At 56.1% G+C, this 18,156-nt stretch carries 15 protein-coding genes and 4 tRNA genes; 5 read left to right on the top strand and 14 right to left on the bottom strand.

The features are described 5' to 3' along the window. Nucleotides 1–292 precede the first annotated feature (292 nt). From hemC to L370_RS15980, 5 genes are all read left to right on the top strand, one after another. On the top strand, nucleotides 293–1,234 hold the full coding sequence (hemC, locus tag L370_RS16000; RefSeq protein WP_032666554.1) for a hydroxymethylbilane synthase: 942 nt from the start codon (nucleotides 293–295) through the stop codon (nucleotides 1,232–1,234). After that, nucleotides 1,231–1,971, top strand: a complete 741-nt coding sequence (hemD, locus tag L370_RS15995) for a uroporphyrinogen-III synthase (protein WP_023333810.1) — start codon at nucleotides 1,231–1,233, stop codon at nucleotides 1,969–1,971. Before hemC ends, hemD begins: the two co-directional genes overlap by 4 nt. Before the next feature lie 20 nt (nucleotides 1,972–1,991). Next, entirely contained in the window at nucleotides 1,992–3,188 is a 1,197-nt protein-coding gene (gene hemX, locus L370_RS15990) for a uroporphyrinogen-III C-methyltransferase (RefSeq protein ID WP_023333811.1), read from the top strand. Nucleotides 3,189–3,190: 2 nt separating this feature from the next. Then, nucleotides 3,191–4,390 carry a protoheme IX biogenesis protein HemY gene (hemY, locus tag L370_RS15985; protein ID WP_023333812.1) on the top strand — a complete coding sequence of 400 codons (1,200 nt, stop codon included), beginning with the start codon at nucleotides 3,191–3,193 and terminating at the stop codon, nucleotides 4,388–4,390. Between the two features lie 172 nt (nucleotides 4,391–4,562). Next, nucleotides 4,563–5,774: an MFS transporter gene (locus L370_RS15980; RefSeq protein ID WP_023333813.1), complete on the top strand. Its 1,212-nt coding sequence runs from the start codon at nucleotides 4,563–4,565 to the stop codon at nucleotides 5,772–5,774. Nucleotides 5,775–6,279: 505 nt separating this feature from the next. On the opposite strand, the gene L370_RS15975 is transcribed toward L370_RS15980, so the two are convergent. From L370_RS15975 to wzzE, 14 genes are all read right to left on the bottom strand, one after another. Beyond that, nucleotides 6,280–6,356: transfer RNA gene (locus tag L370_RS15975), tRNA-Pro, on the bottom strand. A 46-nt stretch (nucleotides 6,357–6,402) separates the two neighbouring features. Further along, nucleotides 6,403–6,488 (bottom strand) — tRNA-Leu (locus tag L370_RS15970). Between the two features lie 22 nt (nucleotides 6,489–6,510). Then, nucleotides 6,511–6,586, bottom strand: a tRNA-His gene (locus tag L370_RS15965). 67 nt (nucleotides 6,587–6,653) lie between these two features. Then, nucleotides 6,654–6,730: transfer RNA gene (locus L370_RS15960), tRNA-Arg, on the bottom strand. A gap of 102 nt (nucleotides 6,731–6,832) precedes the next feature. Then, the gene (locus L370_RS15955) at nucleotides 6,833–8,218 is read right to left on the bottom strand and encodes a bifunctional threonine/serine APC transporter ThrP (protein WP_023333814.1); all 1,386 of its coding nucleotides are present in this window, start codon (nucleotides 8,216–8,218) and stop codon (nucleotides 6,833–6,835) included. A gap of 197 nt (nucleotides 8,219–8,415) precedes the next feature. After that, on the bottom strand, nucleotides 8,416–9,156 hold the full coding sequence (wecG, locus tag L370_RS15950) for a lipopolysaccharide N-acetylmannosaminouronosyltransferase (protein ID WP_023333815.1): 741 nt from the start codon (nucleotides 9,154–9,156) through the stop codon (nucleotides 8,416–8,418). A gap of 12 nt (nucleotides 9,157–9,168) precedes the next feature. Continuing rightward, nucleotides 9,169–10,521, bottom strand: coding sequence for an ECA oligosaccharide polymerase (wzyE, locus tag L370_RS15945; RefSeq protein WP_023333816.1), 1,353 nt, complete (start codon nucleotides 10,519–10,521; stop codon nucleotides 9,169–9,171). Further along, nucleotides 10,518–11,597 carry a TDP-N-acetylfucosamine:lipid II N-acetylfucosaminyltransferase gene (locus L370_RS15940; protein WP_023333817.1) on the bottom strand — a complete coding sequence of 360 codons (1,080 nt, stop codon included), beginning with the start codon at nucleotides 11,595–11,597 and terminating at the stop codon, nucleotides 10,518–10,520. The genes wzyE and L370_RS15940 overlap by 4 nt, the downstream gene beginning before the upstream one ends. Continuing rightward, nucleotides 11,594–12,844 (bottom strand): lipid III flippase WzxE, encoded by a 1,251-nt coding sequence (gene wzxE / locus L370_RS15935; protein ID WP_023333818.1) that lies wholly within the window; start codon nucleotides 12,842–12,844, stop codon nucleotides 11,594–11,596. The genes L370_RS15940 and wzxE overlap by 4 nt, the downstream gene beginning before the upstream one ends. Before the next feature lies 1 nt (nucleotide 12,845). Beyond that, the gene (gene rffA, locus L370_RS15930; RefSeq protein WP_023333819.1) at nucleotides 12,846–13,976 is read right to left on the bottom strand and encodes a dTDP-4-amino-4,6-dideoxygalactose transaminase; all 1,131 of its coding nucleotides are present in this window, start codon (nucleotides 13,974–13,976) and stop codon (nucleotides 12,846–12,848) included. A gap of 4 nt (nucleotides 13,977–13,980) precedes the next feature. After that, nucleotides 13,981–14,658, bottom strand: coding sequence for a dTDP-4-amino-4,6-dideoxy-D-galactose acyltransferase (gene rffC / locus L370_RS15925; RefSeq protein WP_023333820.1), 678 nt, complete (start codon nucleotides 14,656–14,658; stop codon nucleotides 13,981–13,983). Further along, nucleotides 14,655–15,917 carry a UDP-N-acetyl-D-mannosamine dehydrogenase gene (gene wecC, locus L370_RS15920; RefSeq protein WP_023333821.1) on the bottom strand — a complete coding sequence of 421 codons (1,263 nt, stop codon included), beginning with the start codon at nucleotides 15,915–15,917 and terminating at the stop codon, nucleotides 14,655–14,657. Before wecC ends, rffC begins: the two co-directional genes overlap by 4 nt. After that, complete coding sequence (wecB, locus tag L370_RS15915; protein WP_032641409.1) at nucleotides 15,914–17,044, bottom strand: non-hydrolyzing UDP-N-acetylglucosamine 2-epimerase; 1,131 nt, start codon at nucleotides 17,042–17,044, stop codon at nucleotides 15,914–15,916. The genes wecC and wecB overlap by 4 nt, the downstream gene beginning before the upstream one ends. Nucleotides 17,045–17,100: 56 nt before the next feature. Then, nucleotides 17,101–18,147, bottom strand: coding sequence for an ECA polysaccharide chain length modulation protein (gene wzzE, locus L370_RS15910; protein ID WP_023333823.1), 1,047 nt, complete (start codon nucleotides 18,145–18,147; stop codon nucleotides 17,101–17,103). Between the last annotated feature and the right edge of the window lie 9 nt (nucleotides 18,148–18,156).

Raw genomic sequence — 18,156 nt, forward strand, 5'->3', positions numbered from 1 at the left:
GCCCGCAGTATTTCAAAAAGATAACCGTTACCCTTTTTCGCCCTTATCATTTTTGGTGGTAGCGACGAAAAAATGGTCTAAAACGTGATCAATTTAACACCTTGCCGGTTGACCGTAAAGAAAGATGCGCTACATACAAGTGTAGCACCGTTCTGTACGTGTAAATTCCTGAATACGGCTATGGCTGACGAATACGCCGCCTTGTCCCTCTCACGCTTCATCAACCGTAAAACTGCCATCCCAGAGTCAACAATGTTAGGATGGTTAGCGATTGATAATGACGGTAACAAGCATGTTAGACAATGTTTTGAGAATTGCCACACGCCAAAGCCCTCTTGCGCTCTGGCAGGCACATTATGTGAAGCAGCGCCTTGAAGCCTGCCACAGTGGATTGCGCGTCGAGCTGGTGCCGATGGTCACGCGCGGTGACGTGATCCTCGATACGCCTCTGGCGAAAGTGGGCGGTAAAGGCCTGTTTGTCAAAGAACTGGAACTGGCATTGCTTGAGAACCGCGCCGATATCGCCGTACATTCGATGAAAGACGTGCCCGTCGAGTTCCCGGAAGGGCTGGGGCTGGTGACCATCTGCGAGCGCGAAGATCCGCGCGATGCGTTTGTCTCTAACCACTATGACTCCCTCGACGCGCTGCCCGAAGGTAGCGTGGTTGGCACGTCCAGTTTACGCCGTCAGTGTCAGCTGGCGGAACGCCGTCCTGACCTGATCATTCGCTCGCTGCGCGGTAACGTCGGCACGCGTCTGGGCAAGCTGGATAACGGCGATTACGATGCCATTATCCTTGCCGTTGCCGGTCTGAAGCGTCTGGGGCTGGAGTCGCGCATTCGCGTGGCGTTGCCGCCAGAGCTGTCGCTGCCGGCCGTGGGCCAGGGTGCCGTCGGCATTGAGTGCCGTCTGGACGATGCGCGTACCCGCGAACTGCTCGCGCCGCTGAACCATGATGAGACCGCTATTCGCGTAAAAGCCGAGCGTGCGATGAATACCCGCCTCGAAGGGGGATGCCAGGTACCGATTGGCAGCTATGCTGAATTAACAGATGGCGAACTGTGGCTGCGCGCGCTTGTGGGCGCCCCGGACGGTTCGCAGATGGTACGCGGCGAACGTCGCGGTAAAGCGCAAGATGCCGAGCTGCTTGGCGTGTCGCTGGCTGAAGAGCTGCTGGATAACGGCGCCCGCGAGATTCTGGCTGACGTTTATAATGGAGAGCCCCCTGCATGAGTATTCTCGTCACCCGCCCTTCTCCCGCAGGAGAGCAGTTAGTGAGCCGTCTGCGCGCACTGGGGCAGGTGGCCTGGAGTTTTCCGCTCATTGAATTCTCCCCCGGTCGGGAGCTCTCTGCGCTCGCCGACCAGATGAATACCCTTCAGGAAGGCGACCTGCTGTTTGCGCTGTCGCAACATGCCGTGGAATTTGCCCACGCGCAGCTGCAACAGCAGGGTTTGACCTGGCCAGTTGCTCCCCGCTATTTCGCGATTGGCCGCACAACGGCACTGGCGCTGCATACCGTAAGCAGCGCGGACGTTCGTTATCCGTTAGATCGGGAAATCAGCGAAGTCTTGCTACAATTACCTGAATTACAAACTATTGCCGGAAAGCGTGCGCTCATTTTGCGCGGTAATGGTGGCCGCGAACTGTTGGGCGAAACGCTGCGTGAACGTGGTGCAGACGTGACGTTCGTTGAGTGCTATCAGCGCTGTGCAAAACATTACGATGGCGCGGAAGAGGCGATGCGCTGGCACGCGCGCGGCATTAATACGCTGGTGGTCACCAGCGGTGAAATGTTACAACAGCTTTGGTCGCTGATACCGCTTTGGTATCGCGAAAACTGGTTACTCCGCTGTCGGCTTCTGGTCGTCAGTGAGCGTCTGGCGAACCAGGCCCGGGAACTGGGCTGGCAGGATATTCGGATCGCTGATAACGCCGACAACGATGCGCTGCTGCGCGCATTACAATAACTCTCAAATGGGAAGCCATAATGACGGAACACGACAAATCCTTCGCCGTGGTTGAAGAGACCAGGGAGACTGTGGAGACGACGCCACAGCCAGAGACGACAGAGAAAACCGCTGAGAAGAAAAACGGCAGCAACAAAACGAGCCTCACGCTGAGCGCGATTGCCATCGCCATTGCGCTGGCAGCAGGGGTGGGCCTGTACGGTCTGGTGAAGCAACAGGGTGCTAACCAGACGTCCACCAGCGATGCGCTGGTGACTCAGCTCACCGCCCTGCAAAAAGCGCAGGAGACGCAGAAAACCGAGCTGGAAACGGTGATTAAGCAGCAGGCCGCCGCGCTTGCCGAGGCAAACAGCAAACAGGAAGAGCTGACCAAACAGCTGGGCGACGTGCAGCAGAAAGTCGCCACGATTTCCGGCACCGATGCCAAAACCTGGCTGCTCTCGCAGGCGGACTTCCTGGTGAAGCTCGCCGGACGTAAGCTCTGGAGCGATCAGGATGTCACCACTGCCGCCGCGCTGCTGAAAAGCGCCGATGCGAGCCTGGCAGACATGAACGACCCGAGCCTCATTACCGCACGTCGCGCGATCACCGAAGATATTGCCAGCCTCTCCGCCGTCTCGCAGGTGGATTACGACGGTATCATCCTCAAGGTGAACCAGCTTTCGAATCAGATTGATAACCTGCAGCTGGCGGATAATAACGACGACGACTCCCCGATGGATTCCGACGGGACCGAGCTTTCCACCTCCCTGAGCGAATGGCGCATAAACCTGCAGAAAAGCTGGCAGAACTTTATGGACAGCTTCATCACTATCCGCCGTCGCGACGAAACCGCCGTGCCGCTGCTGGCGCCGAACCAGGATATCTATCTGCGCGAGAACATTCGTTCCCGCCTGCTGGTGGCGGCTCAGGCCGTGCCGCGTCATCAGGAAGAGACCTACAAACAGGCGCTGGATAACGTCTCAACGTGGGTACGCGCCTACTACAACACCGATGATGCGACGACCACTGCCTTCCTCGAAGACATTGATAAGCTGAGCCAGCAGAATATCACCATGAACGTGCCGGATAAGCTGGCCAGCCAGCCGATTCTGGAAAAACTGATGCAGACGCGCGTACGCAACCTGCTGGCGCAGCCGGGCGTTCCGGCTGAGCAAACGGGCGGAGCGGCTCCAGCTACGGCTCCTGCGCCTGAAAGCGCACCGCAGGGAGAGTAATGATGCTAAAAGTTCTCTTACTCTTTATCCTGCTGATCGCCGGGATCGTCCTAGGGCCGATGCTTGCGGGTCATCAGGGCTACGTCCTGATCCAGACCGATAACTACAACATCGAAACCAGCGTAACGGGCCTGACGATCGTTCTGATCCTCGGCGTGGTGGTGCTGTTTGCGATCGAGTGGATCCTGCGCCGTATTTTCCGCACCGGTGCCCACACGCGCGGCTGGTTCGTTGGCCGTAAACGCCGCCGTGCCCGTAAACAGACCGAACAGGCGCTGCTTAAGCTTGCCGAGGGTGATTATCAGCAGGTTGAAAAGCTGATGTCGAAAAACGCCGACCACGCCGAACAGCCGGTGGTGAACTATCTGCTGGCTGCCGAAGCGGCGCAGCAGCGCGGTGACGAAGCCCGCGCCAATCAGCACCTTGAGCGGGCGGCGGAGCTGGCTCACGGCGACCCGATTCCTGTGGAAATCACGCGCGTTCGTCTGCAGCTGGCGCGCAATGAGGATCACGCGGCTCGCCACGGTATTGACCGCCTGCTGGAAGTTGCGCCACGCCATCCGGAAGTGCTGCGTCTTGCCGAGCAGGCCTATATTCGTACCGGCGCCTGGGGTTCACTGCTGGACATCATTCCGTCAATGGCGAAGGCCGAGGTGGGCGATGATGAACATCGTGATGAGCTTCAGCGTCTGGCATGGATTGGCCTGATGGATCAGGCGCGCGCCGACCTGGGCAGCGACGGACTGAAAACGTGGTGGAAGAATCAGAGCCGTAAAACGCGCCAGCAGATCCCTCTGCAGGTGGCAATGGCGGAACATCTGATTGAATGTGACGACCACGACACCGCACAGGAGATACTCCTCGATGGTCTGAAGCGCCAGTACGACGATCGTCTGGTGATGGTGATCCCGCGCCTGAAAACCAACAACCCTGAGCAAGTCGAGAAAGTGCTGCGTCAGCAGATTAAAACCGTCGGCGATCGCCCACTGCTGTGGAGCACGCTCGGTCAGTCGCTGATGAAGCACGGAGAATGGCAGGAGGCGAGCCTCGCCTTCCGCGCGGCGCTGAAGCAGCGTCCGGATGCCTTTGATTACGCATGGCTTGCCGATACGCTGGACAAGCAGCATAAGCCGGAAGAGGCAGCCGCCATGCGTCGTGATGGGTTGCTGCTAACGCTGCAAAATAACGGTACGCAGCAGTAAATAAAAAGGAGGCCAGCGGGTCTCCTTTTTTTATCGCCTTTCTCCTGCTACATTCTTTGCACCCACATCCGCAAACGAATCCGCCAATGTAACGATGTCTTTTCATTAACCTTTTTTCACACACGCGCACATTTTGCAGCGTGGACTAAATCGTTTTTGAAAGGAAATCTCAATGAACTCGCTTTTGTATGCGCTTATTCAGGCGCTGCGCTGCCACCGCTGGCTGCGCCTGCTTGCCTGCGCTTTTATCTTTTCTTCGCTGGGGAATGGTCTAACCCAGGTTGTGGTCTTCGGTTTGCTCTTAGCATGGTCAGCCCCGCCCGCTCTGCTGACTCTCGCTTTTCTTTTCGCTACGGTACCCGGATTCATCGGCAGCATCTTAGGCGAAAAACTGTGCTCGCGCTGTTCTCCGATATCGCTGCTGATACTGACCGAGGGGCTGGGCTTGCTCGCCCTGCTCTTTCCCCTGCTTGGCGTGGGTTACCACAGCGTTGCCGCATTGCTCGCCGTGCAATCCACCGAAGCGCTGCTCAGCGGGATGAGTTGGCCCGCACTGACATTGCTCTTTAAGCGCGGACTTAGCGAAGCAGAGCTGCCTGCTGCGACCTGTCTGGAAAATGTGATTTTTGCTTCTCAGGTGTTGTTAGGAAGCGGCCTCGGCGTGGTGCTGTTTCAGAAGACATCCGTGTTTACCCTGCTGGCCCTTGATGCCGCGAGCTTTTTCGGGTCACTGTTACTGCTATGGATGGCTGGACGCCGGTTTTCTCCGGCACCAGGCCCTACTACTATGGAAAAGGGGGATTCTGCAACATTACGCTGGCAGGCGTTGACCGTTCGGCAGAAACGCAGCCTGCTCATCCTGCCGGCGCTGGCCGCCGTCGGCTCACCGGCCATGGCGCTTCTTCCTGCACTGGCCCAGCAGCTCCGTCCTCAGGATGCGGCGGGTCTTGCTTTGCCCCTGCTTTTCGCGAGGAGTCTGGGGCAGCTTTGTGGCCCCCTGCTGCTAAAGAAAGAGAACCTGACGCGCTTTGCGGCCCACACGCCGCGAATAATCGTTTGTCTGAGCATCTTTCTGGCCGCTTATGGCATGCTGCCGTTTTTGTCCGGGTGGACGGTATATGCGCTGGGGATGATCTTTATCGCGCATCTGGCCTCGAATGTTCTCTTCGCAGCGGGCACGTTTGGCGTACTCAGTAGTTTTCCTCTCACGCAAACCGCTTCTGCCAGCGGTAAAGCCTGGCGCTGGCAAACGCTCAGCGCCTCTCTTTTCACCGGCATTGCAGCGGCGGTGGCTTCAGGGTTTGGCTCAGTACAGGCGCTCTATGCTGTCTCTGCATCGGCCCTGCTGATGGTTGCCCTGATCATGTGCTTGTATCGGGAATAAGGCATAAAAAAACGCCTGCTATAAAAGCAGGCGTTAAACAGGTCTGTAAGACAACATATTTGGTGCTTCACTCAACGTTATGTCCATGGTGTCTGATGAGGCCGAAGCGACATCTGTCAGTGGACGATAAGCACCGTAAATGGCTCTGCGTCATTCCTGAGTTTATGAGGCACTAAGGCGAACATAAGAGATGGAATGAGCATCTACGCGTATATTATTGCACGTAACGTGCCAACATGACATCCAGAAGTTTTACATGACGCAACATTTTAAGATAAAAGGAAATTATGCTGTTGAGCGTCGTCTTAATCTCTACAACATATCGGTAAACGCAGAAATATGTCGTCAGGAGGAGACAGCAAAACCCATAAATAGTTATTTATTTAAATTTCAAAGAGTTGCATGTCGCTGGATTGCGACAATGAAAAAGGATGCTGTCGGGGAATCGCTACAGGAGTGGAAAGCCGCAGAAAACAAAAAACCCCGCCGAAGCGGGGTTCAAAATTGGTCGGCGAGAGAGGATTCGAACCTCCGACCCACTGGTCCCAAACCAGTTGCGCTACCAAGCTGCGCTACTCGCCGATGTACTGCTTTTTTGAATTTTTAGTTCAATTCATTTAAAAAGTCGTGGTGCGAGGGGGGGGACTCGAACCCCCACATCCAAAGGACACTAACACCTGAAGCTAGCGCGTCTACCAATTCCGCCACCTTCGCAATTCACAACTCTTTCAAATAATGGGGTGGCTAATGGGATTCGAACCCACGACAACTGGAATCACAATCCAGGGCTCTACCAACTGAGCTATAGCCACCACTGTATTCTTAACTCACGCGGTACTGACTACTTCTCAGACCACCGCAGCTCCAGCACCGGGTAAATGGTGCGCCCGACAGGATTCGAACCTGAGACCTCTGCCTCCGGAGGGCAGCGCTCTATCCAGCTGAGCTACGGGCGCTTAGCGCCGTTGCGGGGCTGGATATTACGTACCTCCGTCCCCGCTGTCTAGTGCTTTTTTGAAAAAAATGCGCGTTTGGTTATGGTTTGCACATTTTGCCGCTTATTCCTCCACTTTCTGCGTAGTGGCACGGCGACCCAGGCCAAAAAGCTTATAGGCAGCCGTTACAGCCGCCAGGAAGATCATCCCGACAAACAGCGACATGCGGGTATCTTCATTAAAGTACATGCCGATTAATACGCAAATAAGGAACGCCATCGTCAAATAGTTCGCATAGGGGAACAGAATTGAGCGGAACGGATGGCTTTCAATTGCCTTTTTATGCGCATGGCGGAAACGCAGCTGGCTGATGAGGATAACAAACCACGGCACCATGCCCGGCAGTACGCTGGCGCTGTAGACGTAAACGAACACGCGCTGCGGGTTAGGAATGATGTAATTCAGGCAAGAGCCAATCAGCAGGATCGCGATGGAGACCGCCACCCCCGCCACCGGCACCCCGGCACGTGAGACTTTGCTCATCGCCGCAGGCAGCTGGTTGTTCTTCGAGAGCGCATAGAGCATACGCCCGCAGCTGTACATCCCACTGTTACAGCCTGACAACGCTGCCGTCAGGACCACAAAGTTGATGATACCCGCCGCCGCCGTGATACCAATTTTGGCGAAGGTTAATACAAACGGGCTACCCGTCGTGCCAATTTCGTTCCACGGGAAGATGGTCACGATGACGAAGATCGCGCCCACATAGAAAATCAGGATACGCCACAGCACTTTGCCTACCGCGCTACGCAGCGTGACCTGCGGGTTTTTCGCTTCACCGGCGGTAATACCGATCAGCTCCACGCCCTGATACGAGGCCACAACGATACACAGCGCCGTCAGGAAGCCCTTCCAGCCGCCGGCGAAGAAGCCGCCGTTTTCGGTCAGGTTGCCAAAGCCGATAGCGTGTCCACCGTTGCCAAAGCCGAAGAAAATCACGCCCAGGCCGACGACAATCATCACGATAATCGTGGTGACTTTGATCATTGCGAACCAGAATTCAATTTCACCGTAAAGGCGCACGGCGGCCAGGTTTGCCAGCGCCACCAGCCCCACGGCAATGAGCGCGGGGATCCACTGGACCATGTCCGGGAACCAGAACTGGACGTAGACCCCTATCGCGGTGATCTCTGAGATGCCCACCGCCATCCACATAAACCAGTATGACCAGGCCGTCAGGTAGCCGAAGAACGGGCTCATATAACGGTGCGCGTAAACGGCGAAGGAGCCGGTTACCGGCTCCAGGAAGAGCATTTCGCCCATGGAACGCATAATGAAGAAAACAAACAGCCCGGCGATAATATATGCCAGTAATACGGAAGGGCCTGCCCATTTGAGCGTGCTTGCGGAGCCCATAAACAGGCCCACGCCGATAGTGCCGCCCAGCGCTATCAGTTCAATATGACGAGCTTCCAGCCCACGCTGTAGCTCCGGTTGTTTCTCTGCCATAGATCCTCGATTGTGTTTGCTGTTTCCCGGCTTAATACCGGGTATTGTTTTTTAGGGGTACTAAAATACGGAGCGAATGGTTTCCTAAAATCTGCCAAATGGCAAACGATGCATTAAAAAAATGAATGCATTGCACAGATTATCAGCAGTTTTGCAGGCGAGTTGCAGCGCGAATAGCATATCGCGCTACATTTTGATTACATTTTCCCGGTGTAATGCCAGGCGAGGTAGCGAAGCAGACGGATCTGTCGTTTAATGCGCGTCGGTTGCGATAGCAGGCGGTACAGCCACTCCAGCCCCAGATTTTGCCAGACCTTTGGCGCACGCTTAACGTGGCCGGTAAAGACGTCGTACGTACCGCCAACGCCCATGTAGAGGGCATCCGGACAGACCAGCCGGCAGTCACGCATCAGGATCTCCTGGCGCGGGGAGCCCATCGCCACGGTGACAATTTTCGCCCCGCTGTCACGAACGCGCTCAAACAGAGCCTGCCGATCTTCCGGTTTGAAGTAACCGTCCTGGCTGCCGACAATATTAACATTCCATTGACGACGCAGTTTCTCCTCCGTCTGGGCCAGTATCTCTGGCTTCCCGCCAATCAGGAACACGGGCGTGCCCTGCGCACCGGCGCGGGCCATAAGCTGCTCCCAGAGATCGGCACCCGCCACGCGGGAAACATTAGCGTCAGGATACTTTTTACGGATAGAGCGGACCACGCTGATCCCATCCGCGTATTTAAATTCAGCCGCTTCAATCAGGCTTTTGACTTCCGCATTATCCTCAACCGCCAGCATTTTTTCCGCGTTGATGGCCACCAGCGTACCGGATTTCATCTGGCCGTCGGCGAACAGAAAGTCCAGCGCGTGCTGCATGTCGCGCCACCCAATAAGCTGCAGCCCACGTAGCGCATAGCGCGGTGCAGAAACTTTATCAGTCATTACTATCCTTACTCAGACTTGCGACAGCGTTGTGCTGCCCTGCCGCTCGCGCTTGTGCACAAGCCCTGCGCTGTCAAACAGCCAGTACAACAGCTTGGCCAGTAACAGACAGAGGCCGAAAACGACCATGAAGAACACCACGCGCGATACGAACGAGTCCAGTCCTTCGCGCGCCAGAACGATCATATTGAAAATGGCACCAAAGCAGAAACTGTGCAAAATGGCCGCTTGATAGCGGTTGGTCTCTTCGTTGCCACGCACGTAAAGCCAGTCGAACCACTTGATAATCAGCCCCACGGCAACCGCTCCGGGCAGAATGAACCACGCCCCTCCCATCACCACCAGGGAACCAATCAGCGTTGGCGAGATTGCCAGACCGGAATGATTGTTCAGCACTTCCCAGGTAAAATAGTTCGCGGTATTGAGCACCACGCCAGGCCGGTCCGGCCATAGCCAGGAAGGGATAAAGACGTAGAAGTCGCGAACAATCGGCGCCAGCCCCTGGAAATCAATCTTGTCGTAGTTTTGCAGCAGCAATGCCAGGTTTTCCCACGGCGAGAATGTATCGCGCGTGAGGTAGAGGAACGTATAAAACGCCTCATCACCCGCCACGTTCATTCCGTAGCGCTTTAGCGCCAGCCAGAACATCCCCACGATGCCAAACACGCCTGCCGCAACCAGCATCCACAGCGAGATCCAGCCGCGGATGATGCCGATAAACAGGAAGATGGCGAAGGCGATGATAATGTTCGCGCGCGTACCGCCCACAATCATGTAGGTCAGGATGCCAAACGCGACGGTACTGACCAGGAAGAACAGCCACGCTTTGCTGTCCTGGCGCAGGAAGAAGATCACCAGCATCGCCGGGATGAAGAAGTAGAAGAAACGCTTAAGCGCCACGCCCGAAACCTCGGCCGAAAAAATCTGGCTGTAGGAGTGGAGCTTAAACAGCAGAAAGCCGTTATGCATGAAGAAGATGCCGACGCTGACCAGGGCGATGGTCATCAGCATCACCCACGTCAGGTGGGTTTCCACCCGATTCATGGTAAAAAGCGGCCGACGCGGGGCAGCAGCCTGCGCTGAACGCAGACGCGTTTTATAGGTGACGTAGTAAACCGCATAGAAGCAGGTCGCCGCCAGAAGCGCCTGGAGCAGGATTTCCGGCGGCGCGACGCTCACGTCAAAACGGAACACCAGAATGCTGGTGAGCGGGAAGCCGAAAAAGAAGGTCAGCAGAAACAGTAACGAGAAGAACACGTTAAAGTTGAAGCGCACCCGGCGGAACTCAAACCAGGTAAGCGTGGCGATAAACAGGGTGCTCAGAAGCCAGACAACCAGTAAGCCGCTGAATTGCAACTGACTCATGCTTTGTCTCCTGAAGCGATACGCAGCGCGCGGTGCCACGGCGTGAGATAATTCGGGCTGAAAAAATCGATGCTATTTTTATCCACCAGCGTGAGCTGGCGTTGAGCTTCCCGTACCACCTCGACATTCAGCGTGTCTGAGGTAAACAACACCGGAATGTGCTGCTCGGCCATGTCCTGCCAGAACGGGTTGTCGCGGTTGAGCACGCACGGTACACCCGCCTGAATCAGCAGACACAGTGTGCCAATTCCCTGCTGTCGGGCAAAGATGAAATAGCCGAGATCGCATTTTCTCAGCAGCGCAAGATATTCATCAAATTCCAGTTTATCGCTCAGGATGTGCAGATTTTCTGCACTAAACAGCGCAAGTCCCTGCTGGCGAACATCATCAATATAGGCGTCGTTGTTGGCGGGATAGCCCATCGGCACCACCACGTTCACCGTGTCGCCGAACTGCTGATGCACCGCCCTGAGCGCCGCAACGTGTTCGTTACTGCGATCGCCGGAATTCCCCACCAGGATCGTCAGCTTGCCTTCACGCACCGTGTCATTCGCCATGGTGTTCAGCGCAGGATCCATGCGGGTTGGGAAATAGAGTAGCTCACCGCGCACGTTCGGGTGCTGTTTAGCAAAATAGTTGAGGTCGCCACGGGTGGCAAACACACAGCCTACGCGCCCCTGCGCCATGCGGCGCAGCGGATAGAAAAGACGGAATTTCCAGCCGCGGGAGACTTCGTAGAGATCGGCCCCCCAGATATGCCAGCAGCACTGGGAGGGTTTAATCCCCCCGCTGAGCAGTGCCAGCCAGAGGCCGGTATTGAACTGCCCGTGGAAAAAGAAACGTTGCTTACGATCCGCTTTGGCTTTGCCAATGACCGCCTTCGCCAGCGCGGCCTTATCCGGCCAGAAGCGAACAGTTAGCGCCGGAAACGCCTCGCTCAGGCCCTTATCCTGACCTGCAACCATAAACTCGCGCGCATCGGGATTACCCGATGCCAGCTCGTCGTTGAAGAACCGCAAAACGGTCTGGTTATGGTGTGGGATATCCGATCCCAGGATGTGAATCAGTGCAGTCATGCGCGTTTACGCCACAATAAAAATACGCCGCAACAGGCAGCGAAATAAACGATATAGGTTGCCATGTAGGCCTGAGCCGCACCCAGCGCACCGTGCACGGGTATCAGCCAGTGTGAAAATGCTGTCAGTAACGCAAACTGGCTAATTTCCGCCAGGATATACAGCCGCAGGGACGCTTTTGCAATCACCAGATAACCGAAAACGTAAGCACCCACTTTCAGCACATCACCCACCAGCTGCCAGGCAAAGAGATCGCGCATGGCAATGAACTTCGCCGAGAACAGCAGCCAGATGGCGACATCGCGCAATAACCAGACGGTCAAACTGGCAGCCGCCACAGCGGGCAATACAAAGCGCAGCGATCGGAAAATCTCACGGGTAATATCCTGCCTGGACGTCAGACGCGATAATGTTGGCAGCAAATAAACGCTAAAGGAAGCCGTAATAAACTGGAGGTAGGCGTCGGAAATGCTGCTCACGCCCTGCCAGATCCCGACTTCATCCCAGCTATAATGCGCCGCCAGCAGGTTTCGCATCATCACGTAGGCCACGGGCAGCGTGACGGAGGTGATAAGCGCCATCAGGGTAAATTTACCCAGCTGGCTGGCAAGCACCTTATCCCATTGCGGTTTCAGGTAGCTCAGAGGGATGACGCCCCGACGCATCAGCATAAACGCCGCAGGCACAACAACCAGCGCCGGGACCAGCGCCAGCCCCAGCAGTGCGCCTTCATAGCCGCCCAGACGATAGCAAAAGTAATAGGCAATCACGCCGATGACGCTGCCCAGGATTAAGGCAAGCGCGTTACCGGCAGCATCACGAAATCCTTTCATCAGCGCCAGCAGCAGGTTAGCCCAGGCAATACCCATCTGAACCAACGCGACCAGACGCACCAGCCCCTGGTAATGGGTGTGCCCGAACAACCCCTGGCTGATGGGTGCCGCCGCCAGCAGAAAAATAATCGCCATCAGGGTCGAAAAACCCGTGACCATCGCCGAAGAGGTACCCACCACCCTGCGTAGCTGAGCCGCATCATCGTGATACTGCGCAACGTATTTGGTCACGCCGTTGAAGATACCGGCACCGGCCAGAACCCCAAGGACGGTGACAAGCTGGCGGAAATTACCCGCCAGCCCCACGCCAGAGGGGCCAAATGAGACGGCCAGCAGTTTGACGACCAGCAGCCCGGCGCCAATTTTTACAAGCGTGGACGCGGCGGTCCACACCGATGCTTTTGCCAGAGACATATCAGCCGAAATAACTCAGAAGAGTATTTATCACCGTACGCTGGTTAACAGGCGCGAGGTTGTAGAACAGTGGCAGACGAAGCAAACGCTCACTTTCTTTGGTCGTGTAGCGGTCTTCACCCGCAAACGTGCCAAACGCTTCTCCGGCCGGGCTGGAGTGCAGCGGGATATAGTGGAACACCGCCATAATGTCGGCCTCTTTCAGACAGGCGATGAGCTCGCTGCGGTCGTCGTTATCGCGCAGCTTGATGTAGAACATATGCGCATTGTGGACGCAATCTGCCGGGATGGTTGGCAGTTCAATACGCCCGGCTTTGGCCAGAGGCTCAAGCGCATCGTAATACGTTTGCCACAGGGAAAGACGCTGCAGGTTGATACGTTCCGCCGCTTCCAGCTGCGCCCACAGGTATGCGGCCTGCAGGTCGGCCATCAGATAGCTTGAGCCAATATCGCGCCAGGTGTATTTGTCTACCTGACCGCGGAAGAACTGGCTGCGGTTGGTGCCTTTTTCGCGGATCACTTCCGCACGCTCCACGAGAGCCCGGTCGTTAATCAGCGTCGCGCCACCTTCTCCGCCCGCCGTGTAGTTTTTGGTTTCGTGGAAGCTAAAGCAGCCGATGTGGCCAATCGTGCCCAGCGCGCGTCCCTTGTAGGTAGACATCACGCCCTGTGCGGCATCTTCCACCACGAACAGGTTATGCTTTTTGGCGATCGCCATGATGGTGTCCATTTCACAGGCCACGCCCGCATAGTGAACCGGTACGATCGCGCGCGTTTTGTCGGTAATCGCCGCTTCAATCAGCGTCTCATCAATGTTCATGGTATCCGGGCGGATATCCACAAAGACGATTTTCGCCCCGCGCAGCACAAACGCATTCGCCGTGGAAACGAAGGTGTAGCTCGGCATGATCACTTCATCGCCGGGCTGGATATCCAGCAGCAGCGCCGCCATTTCCAGCGATGCCGTACAGGACGGGGTTAGCAGCACTTTGGCGCTGTGGAAACGCTGTTCCATCCACTGCTGACAGCGACGGGTAAAACCGCCGTCACCGCAGAGTTTGCCGCTGCCCATGGCAGACTGCATATAGTCGAGTTCAGTGCCGACAACGGGTGGGGCGTTAAATGGAATCATCTTGTCACCTGTATAACCAGTAGGCGGTGGCGTCGACGTTGGCACCACTCGCAATATAACGTTTAAGCGCGGCGGTGTTGCCCAGTTGGGTCGCGACCCGCAGCATCACAAGCTGCTGCTGCTGCGCCCAGTGCAACGCCGCCTGCATCAGTTTTTCACCAATACCGCGCCCGGCTAATAAGCCAATACGCGCCTCGCGCTCGTTGAGCTTACGCAGCGAGACGAACCCCTGGATCTGACCGTCACCTGCACGGAAAACCAGGCAGACGTGATCAAAGGTGCCTTTGACCGCATTCTCTATCCACTGGGCATAGAAACGTCCGCTATCGTCAGGCGCATACCAGGGCGCGCGAAACCGGCTCTGCGCAAACGCCTGAGCCGCCATCTGACGCAGTACGGGGATATCCTGCTCCGTTGCCGTTTCCGCACCGCACGCATCGTGCCGGGTAAGGGTAATGGAAAGGTCTACCTCACCTTCAACCAGCTGAAAACCGTGTTGCTGGAGCGCGTCAAGCAGATCGGCACGCTCCGCCGGGATCTTAGCCTGTACCCGATGCCAGGCGATAAAATCCGATTCAGCCAGTACCGGCGCGTCATCGCGCAGACGCACGATGGCTGACGGCAGGCCGAAAAAGGCACTCTCCCACTGCAGGGACTCGAGCACCCCATTCAGGCTGTTCAACGCCAGACACCTTTGGTATCCACAATATACTGCTGACGAACAGTATCACCGGACGTCGCTTTAAACTCTTTATGATCCACCAGCAGTACCAGCACGTCCGCCGTCGCCAGCGAGTCTTCCAGCGCAGTCAGCGTGCAGTGCCCCGCCAGTTTTGCCGGTAATTCATGGATATTCGGCTCAACCACCAGCGTTTCGCCCTTGTGCCATTCGGCAATCATCTCAGCAATTTCCATCGCCGGGCTTTCACGCAGATCGTCAATGTTCGGTTTAAATGCCAGACCAAAGCAGGCAATTTTCAGCTCGCTGGCGCGCTTGCCGCTCTCTGCCAGACAATCCGCAACCGTCGCTTTAACCTGACTGAGCACCCAGTGAGGCTTGCTGTCGTTCACTTCACGCGCGGTACGGATCAGGCGTGCCTGCGCCGGATTCTGCGCCACGATAAACCACGGATCGACGGCAATACAGTGTCCGCCCACGCCCGGGCCGGGCTGGAGAATGTTGACGCGCGGATGGCGATTCGCCAGGCTAATCAGTTCCCAGACGTTAATCCCCTGATCGGCGCAAATCAGCGACAGTTCGTTCGCAAAGGCGATATTGACGTCGCGGAAGCTGTTTTCCGTCAGCTTGCACATCTCGGCGGTGCGGGAGTTGGTCACCACACACTCGCCTTCGAGGAAAATCTTATAGAGCGCGCTGGCACGTTCGGAACAGACGGGCGTCATACCGCCAATCACGCGGTCGTTTTTAATCAATTCGACCATGACCTGGCCCGGTAGCACGCGCTCCGGACAGTAGGCGATGTTGATATCCGCCTGCTCACCCGCCTGCTGCGGGAAACGTAAATCAGGGCGCGCCTCGGCCAGCCACTGTGCCATCTGCTCGGTAGCACCAACCGGAGAGGTCGATTCAAGGATCACCAGCGCCCCTTTCTTCAGCACAGGGGCAATGGATTTTGCCGCAGCCTCGACGTAAACCATATCGGGCTCGTGGTCGCCTTTAAACGGGGTAGGGACGGCAATCAGGTAGGCATCCGCTTCAACTGGGGTTGTGCTGGCACGCAGGAAGCCGCCCTCCACCGCCTCTTTCACCACGCGGTCAAGATCGGGCTCCACAATATGAATTTCGCCACGGTTAATGGTTTCCACCGCACGTGCGTTGATATCCACACCGACAACCTGTTTTTGACGAGAGGCAAACGCCGCTGCGGTGGGCAAGCCAATATAGCCAAGACCAATGACAGAGATGGTAGTAAAACTCATAGCAATACCCGATTGTGTTTAAGTGCATGCAAAATACGACCACAAGCCTGCCCGTCTCCATACGGATTATGGGCCCGGCTCATCGCCTGATACGCTTCATCGTCGTGCAACAGGCGCGTGACCTCTTCGACGATGAGCTGTGCGTTGGTGCCAACCAGACGCACCGTCCCCGCTTTCACCGCTTCCGGACGTTCAGTGGTTTCACGCATCACCAGTACCGGTTTGCCAAGAGAGGGAGCTTCTTCCTGAATGCCGCCGGAATCGGTGAGGATCAGCCAGGCATGGTTCATCAGCCAGACAAACGGCATGTAGTCCTGAGGTTCAATCAAAAGGACATTTTCGACATGGCCCAGGATGCGGTTCACCGGCTCGCTGACATTAGGGTTAAGGTGTACCGGATAGACAATTTGCACATCGTCGTTCTGCGCGGCAATTTCAGCCAGCGCGTGACAGATTTGCTCAAAACCCCGGCCAAAGCTTTCGCGACGGTGGCCAGTAACCAGAATGGTTTTTTTGCCGTTATTCAGGAATGGATAGCGGGCGGCAAGTTGTTCCTGCAGTTCGCTGTTTGCCAGGACGCGGTCACGTACCCAAATCAACGCATCAATGACCGTATTGCCGGTCACAAAGATTTTGTTATCGACAATATTTTCGCGCAGCAGGTTCTGACGCGAGTTCTCGGTTGGCGCAAAGTGGTACATTGCCAGATGGCCGGTCAGCGTACGGTTGGCCTCTTCCGGCCACGGAGAATAAAGGTTGCCGGTACGCAGACCCGCCTCAACATGGCCGACGGGAATACGCTGGTAAAACGCGGCCAGACTTGTTGCCATCGTTGTTGTGGTATCACCATGCACCAGCACGACGTCGGGCTTGAATGACTCCAGGATGGGCTTGAGTCCTTGCAGTATACGGCAGGTTATTTCCGTCAAACCTTGTCCCGGTTTCATAATATTCAGATCGTAATCCGGGACGATGGAAAAGAGCGTTAAAACCTGGTCGAGCATTTCACGGTGCTGGGCCGTGACGCAGACTTTCGCTTCAATATCAGGATCGCTGGCCAGCGCATGAACCAGAGGCGCCATCTTAATGGCCTCCGGTCTGGTGCCAAATACGGTTAGTACTTTCACATCGATTCTCTTCGATTAGGCGATGAAGGCCGTAGCCTTCATCGTAAACGGCGTTCTTAGTTTGTACGACGACGCGTTAACGCCACGCCAGCACCAACGAGTGCGCCCACAATCCCCCACATGATCATCAGGAATGCGCGGCGCGGACTGTCGCGTTTTACAGGTTCTTCAGGCGTTCTCAAATAACGATAGGTCTGAAAACGCGGATCCAGTGATGGGCCGACATTAAGCGTATTAAGCATCGCGCGATTTTGATCGTAATCGAGGTCAAAATCAGGCCCTACGGCCTTCAGGTTTTCCAGACGCGCCTGCAGCATAGGGCGACCAAGAAGGAACATTTCAGAGTCAGGCAGTTCATCAGCCGGCACGTCCGTCTCAGTACGGGAAATATTGTGCTGTTCCGCAATTTTCAGCGCCTGCTCAATGTTATGCACGCGGCGACCGAAAATGGTTTTCGCCACCTCTTCCTGACGTTTCACCTGCGCTTTCATCTGGATGGTGCGAGCAGCCCAGGCACCTTTAAGCTCTTCATTCAGATGGCTGGCGGCACGCTGGCTGGCAAACGCGACGTACTGGCGCAACAGGTTGTTGGCGTCCGGCGCAGTTTCTGCAATCAGCTTGACGCTGTCGTTGACGTTACGCAGCGCGTCGCCCGGCATAAACTGAATATTGTTAATCAGATCGTCCAGCATCGCGGCATCGGCCTTGGTGTTATCAACCCGACGCTGCTTGTAGTAATCCGTCTGGGACCAGAAGTCGCGACGCGTATCCCACGAAGCCAGCTGCATTACAAACTCTTTATAGGCTTCATCCATAACGGAAGCCTGGTCAGGTGTGGCAAGATTGGCTTTGATATCCAGATTTCGCAGGAATTGCTGCTGGGAATAGTACCCCCCGAGCATGTTAACCGTTGGCCTGTCCGTGATTGCCGTGGCGCTCCACTCTTGTTTTGCAAAGAACGTATAGGCCAGCGCTAACAGTGCAAACCCCAGCGCGATCCCCGCAATCCAAAGTTTGCCTGCCCATAACACGCGAAACAAACCCCGAATATCCAGCTCATTCTCAGTTACCACTGATTTCGCTCCCGCCAACGGTTGAGTCATCATAGTCCC

The organism is Enterobacter sp. MGH 24 (assembly GCF_000493015.1).
In the GTDB taxonomy this organism is placed as follows: domain Bacteria; phylum Pseudomonadota; class Gammaproteobacteria; order Enterobacterales; family Enterobacteriaceae; genus Enterobacter.

What these genes read in the sequence shown, in the direction of transcription:
- wecC (WP_023333821.1), bottom strand. Translation starts at nt 15,917, where the DNA reads ATGAGTTTTACTACCATCTCTGTCATTGGTCTTGGCTATATTGGCTTG.
- L370_RS15955 (WP_023333814.1), bottom strand. Translation starts at nt 8,218, where the DNA reads ATGGCAGAGAAACAACCGGAGCTACAGCGTGGGCTGGAAGCTCGTCAT.
- wzyE (WP_023333816.1), bottom strand. Translation starts at nt 10,521, where the DNA reads ATGAGTCAGTTGCAATTCAGCGGCTTACTGGTTGTCTGGCTTCTGAGC.
- hemC (WP_032666554.1), top strand. Translation starts at nt 293, where the DNA reads ATGTTAGACAATGTTTTGAGAATTGCCACACGCCAAAGCCCTCTTGCG.
- wzzE (WP_023333823.1), bottom strand. Translation starts at nt 18,147, where the DNA reads ATGACTCAACCGTTGGCGGGAGCGAAATCAGTGGTAACTGAGAATGAG.
- hemY (WP_023333812.1), top strand. Translation starts at nt 3,191, where the DNA reads ATGCTAAAAGTTCTCTTACTCTTTATCCTGCTGATCGCCGGGATCGTC.
- L370_RS15980 (WP_023333813.1), top strand. Translation starts at nt 4,563, where the DNA reads ATGAACTCGCTTTTGTATGCGCTTATTCAGGCGCTGCGCTGCCACCGC.
- hemD (WP_023333810.1), top strand. Translation starts at nt 1,231, where the DNA reads ATGAGTATTCTCGTCACCCGCCCTTCTCCCGCAGGAGAGCAGTTAGTG.
- rffA (WP_023333819.1), bottom strand. Translation starts at nt 13,976, where the DNA reads ATGATTCCATTTAACGCCCCACCCGTTGTCGGCACTGAACTCGACTAT.
- hemX (WP_023333811.1), top strand. Translation starts at nt 1,992, where the DNA reads ATGACGGAACACGACAAATCCTTCGCCGTGGTTGAAGAGACCAGGGAG.
- wzxE (WP_023333818.1), bottom strand. Translation starts at nt 12,844, where the DNA reads ATGTCTCTGGCAAAAGCATCGGTGTGGACCGCCGCGTCCACGCTTGTA.
- wecG (WP_023333815.1), bottom strand. Translation starts at nt 9,156, where the DNA reads ATGACTGATAAAGTTTCTGCACCGCGCTATGCGCTACGTGGGCTGCAG.
- L370_RS15940 (WP_023333817.1), bottom strand. Translation starts at nt 11,597, where the DNA reads ATGACTGCACTGATTCACATCCTGGGATCGGATATCCCACACCATAAC.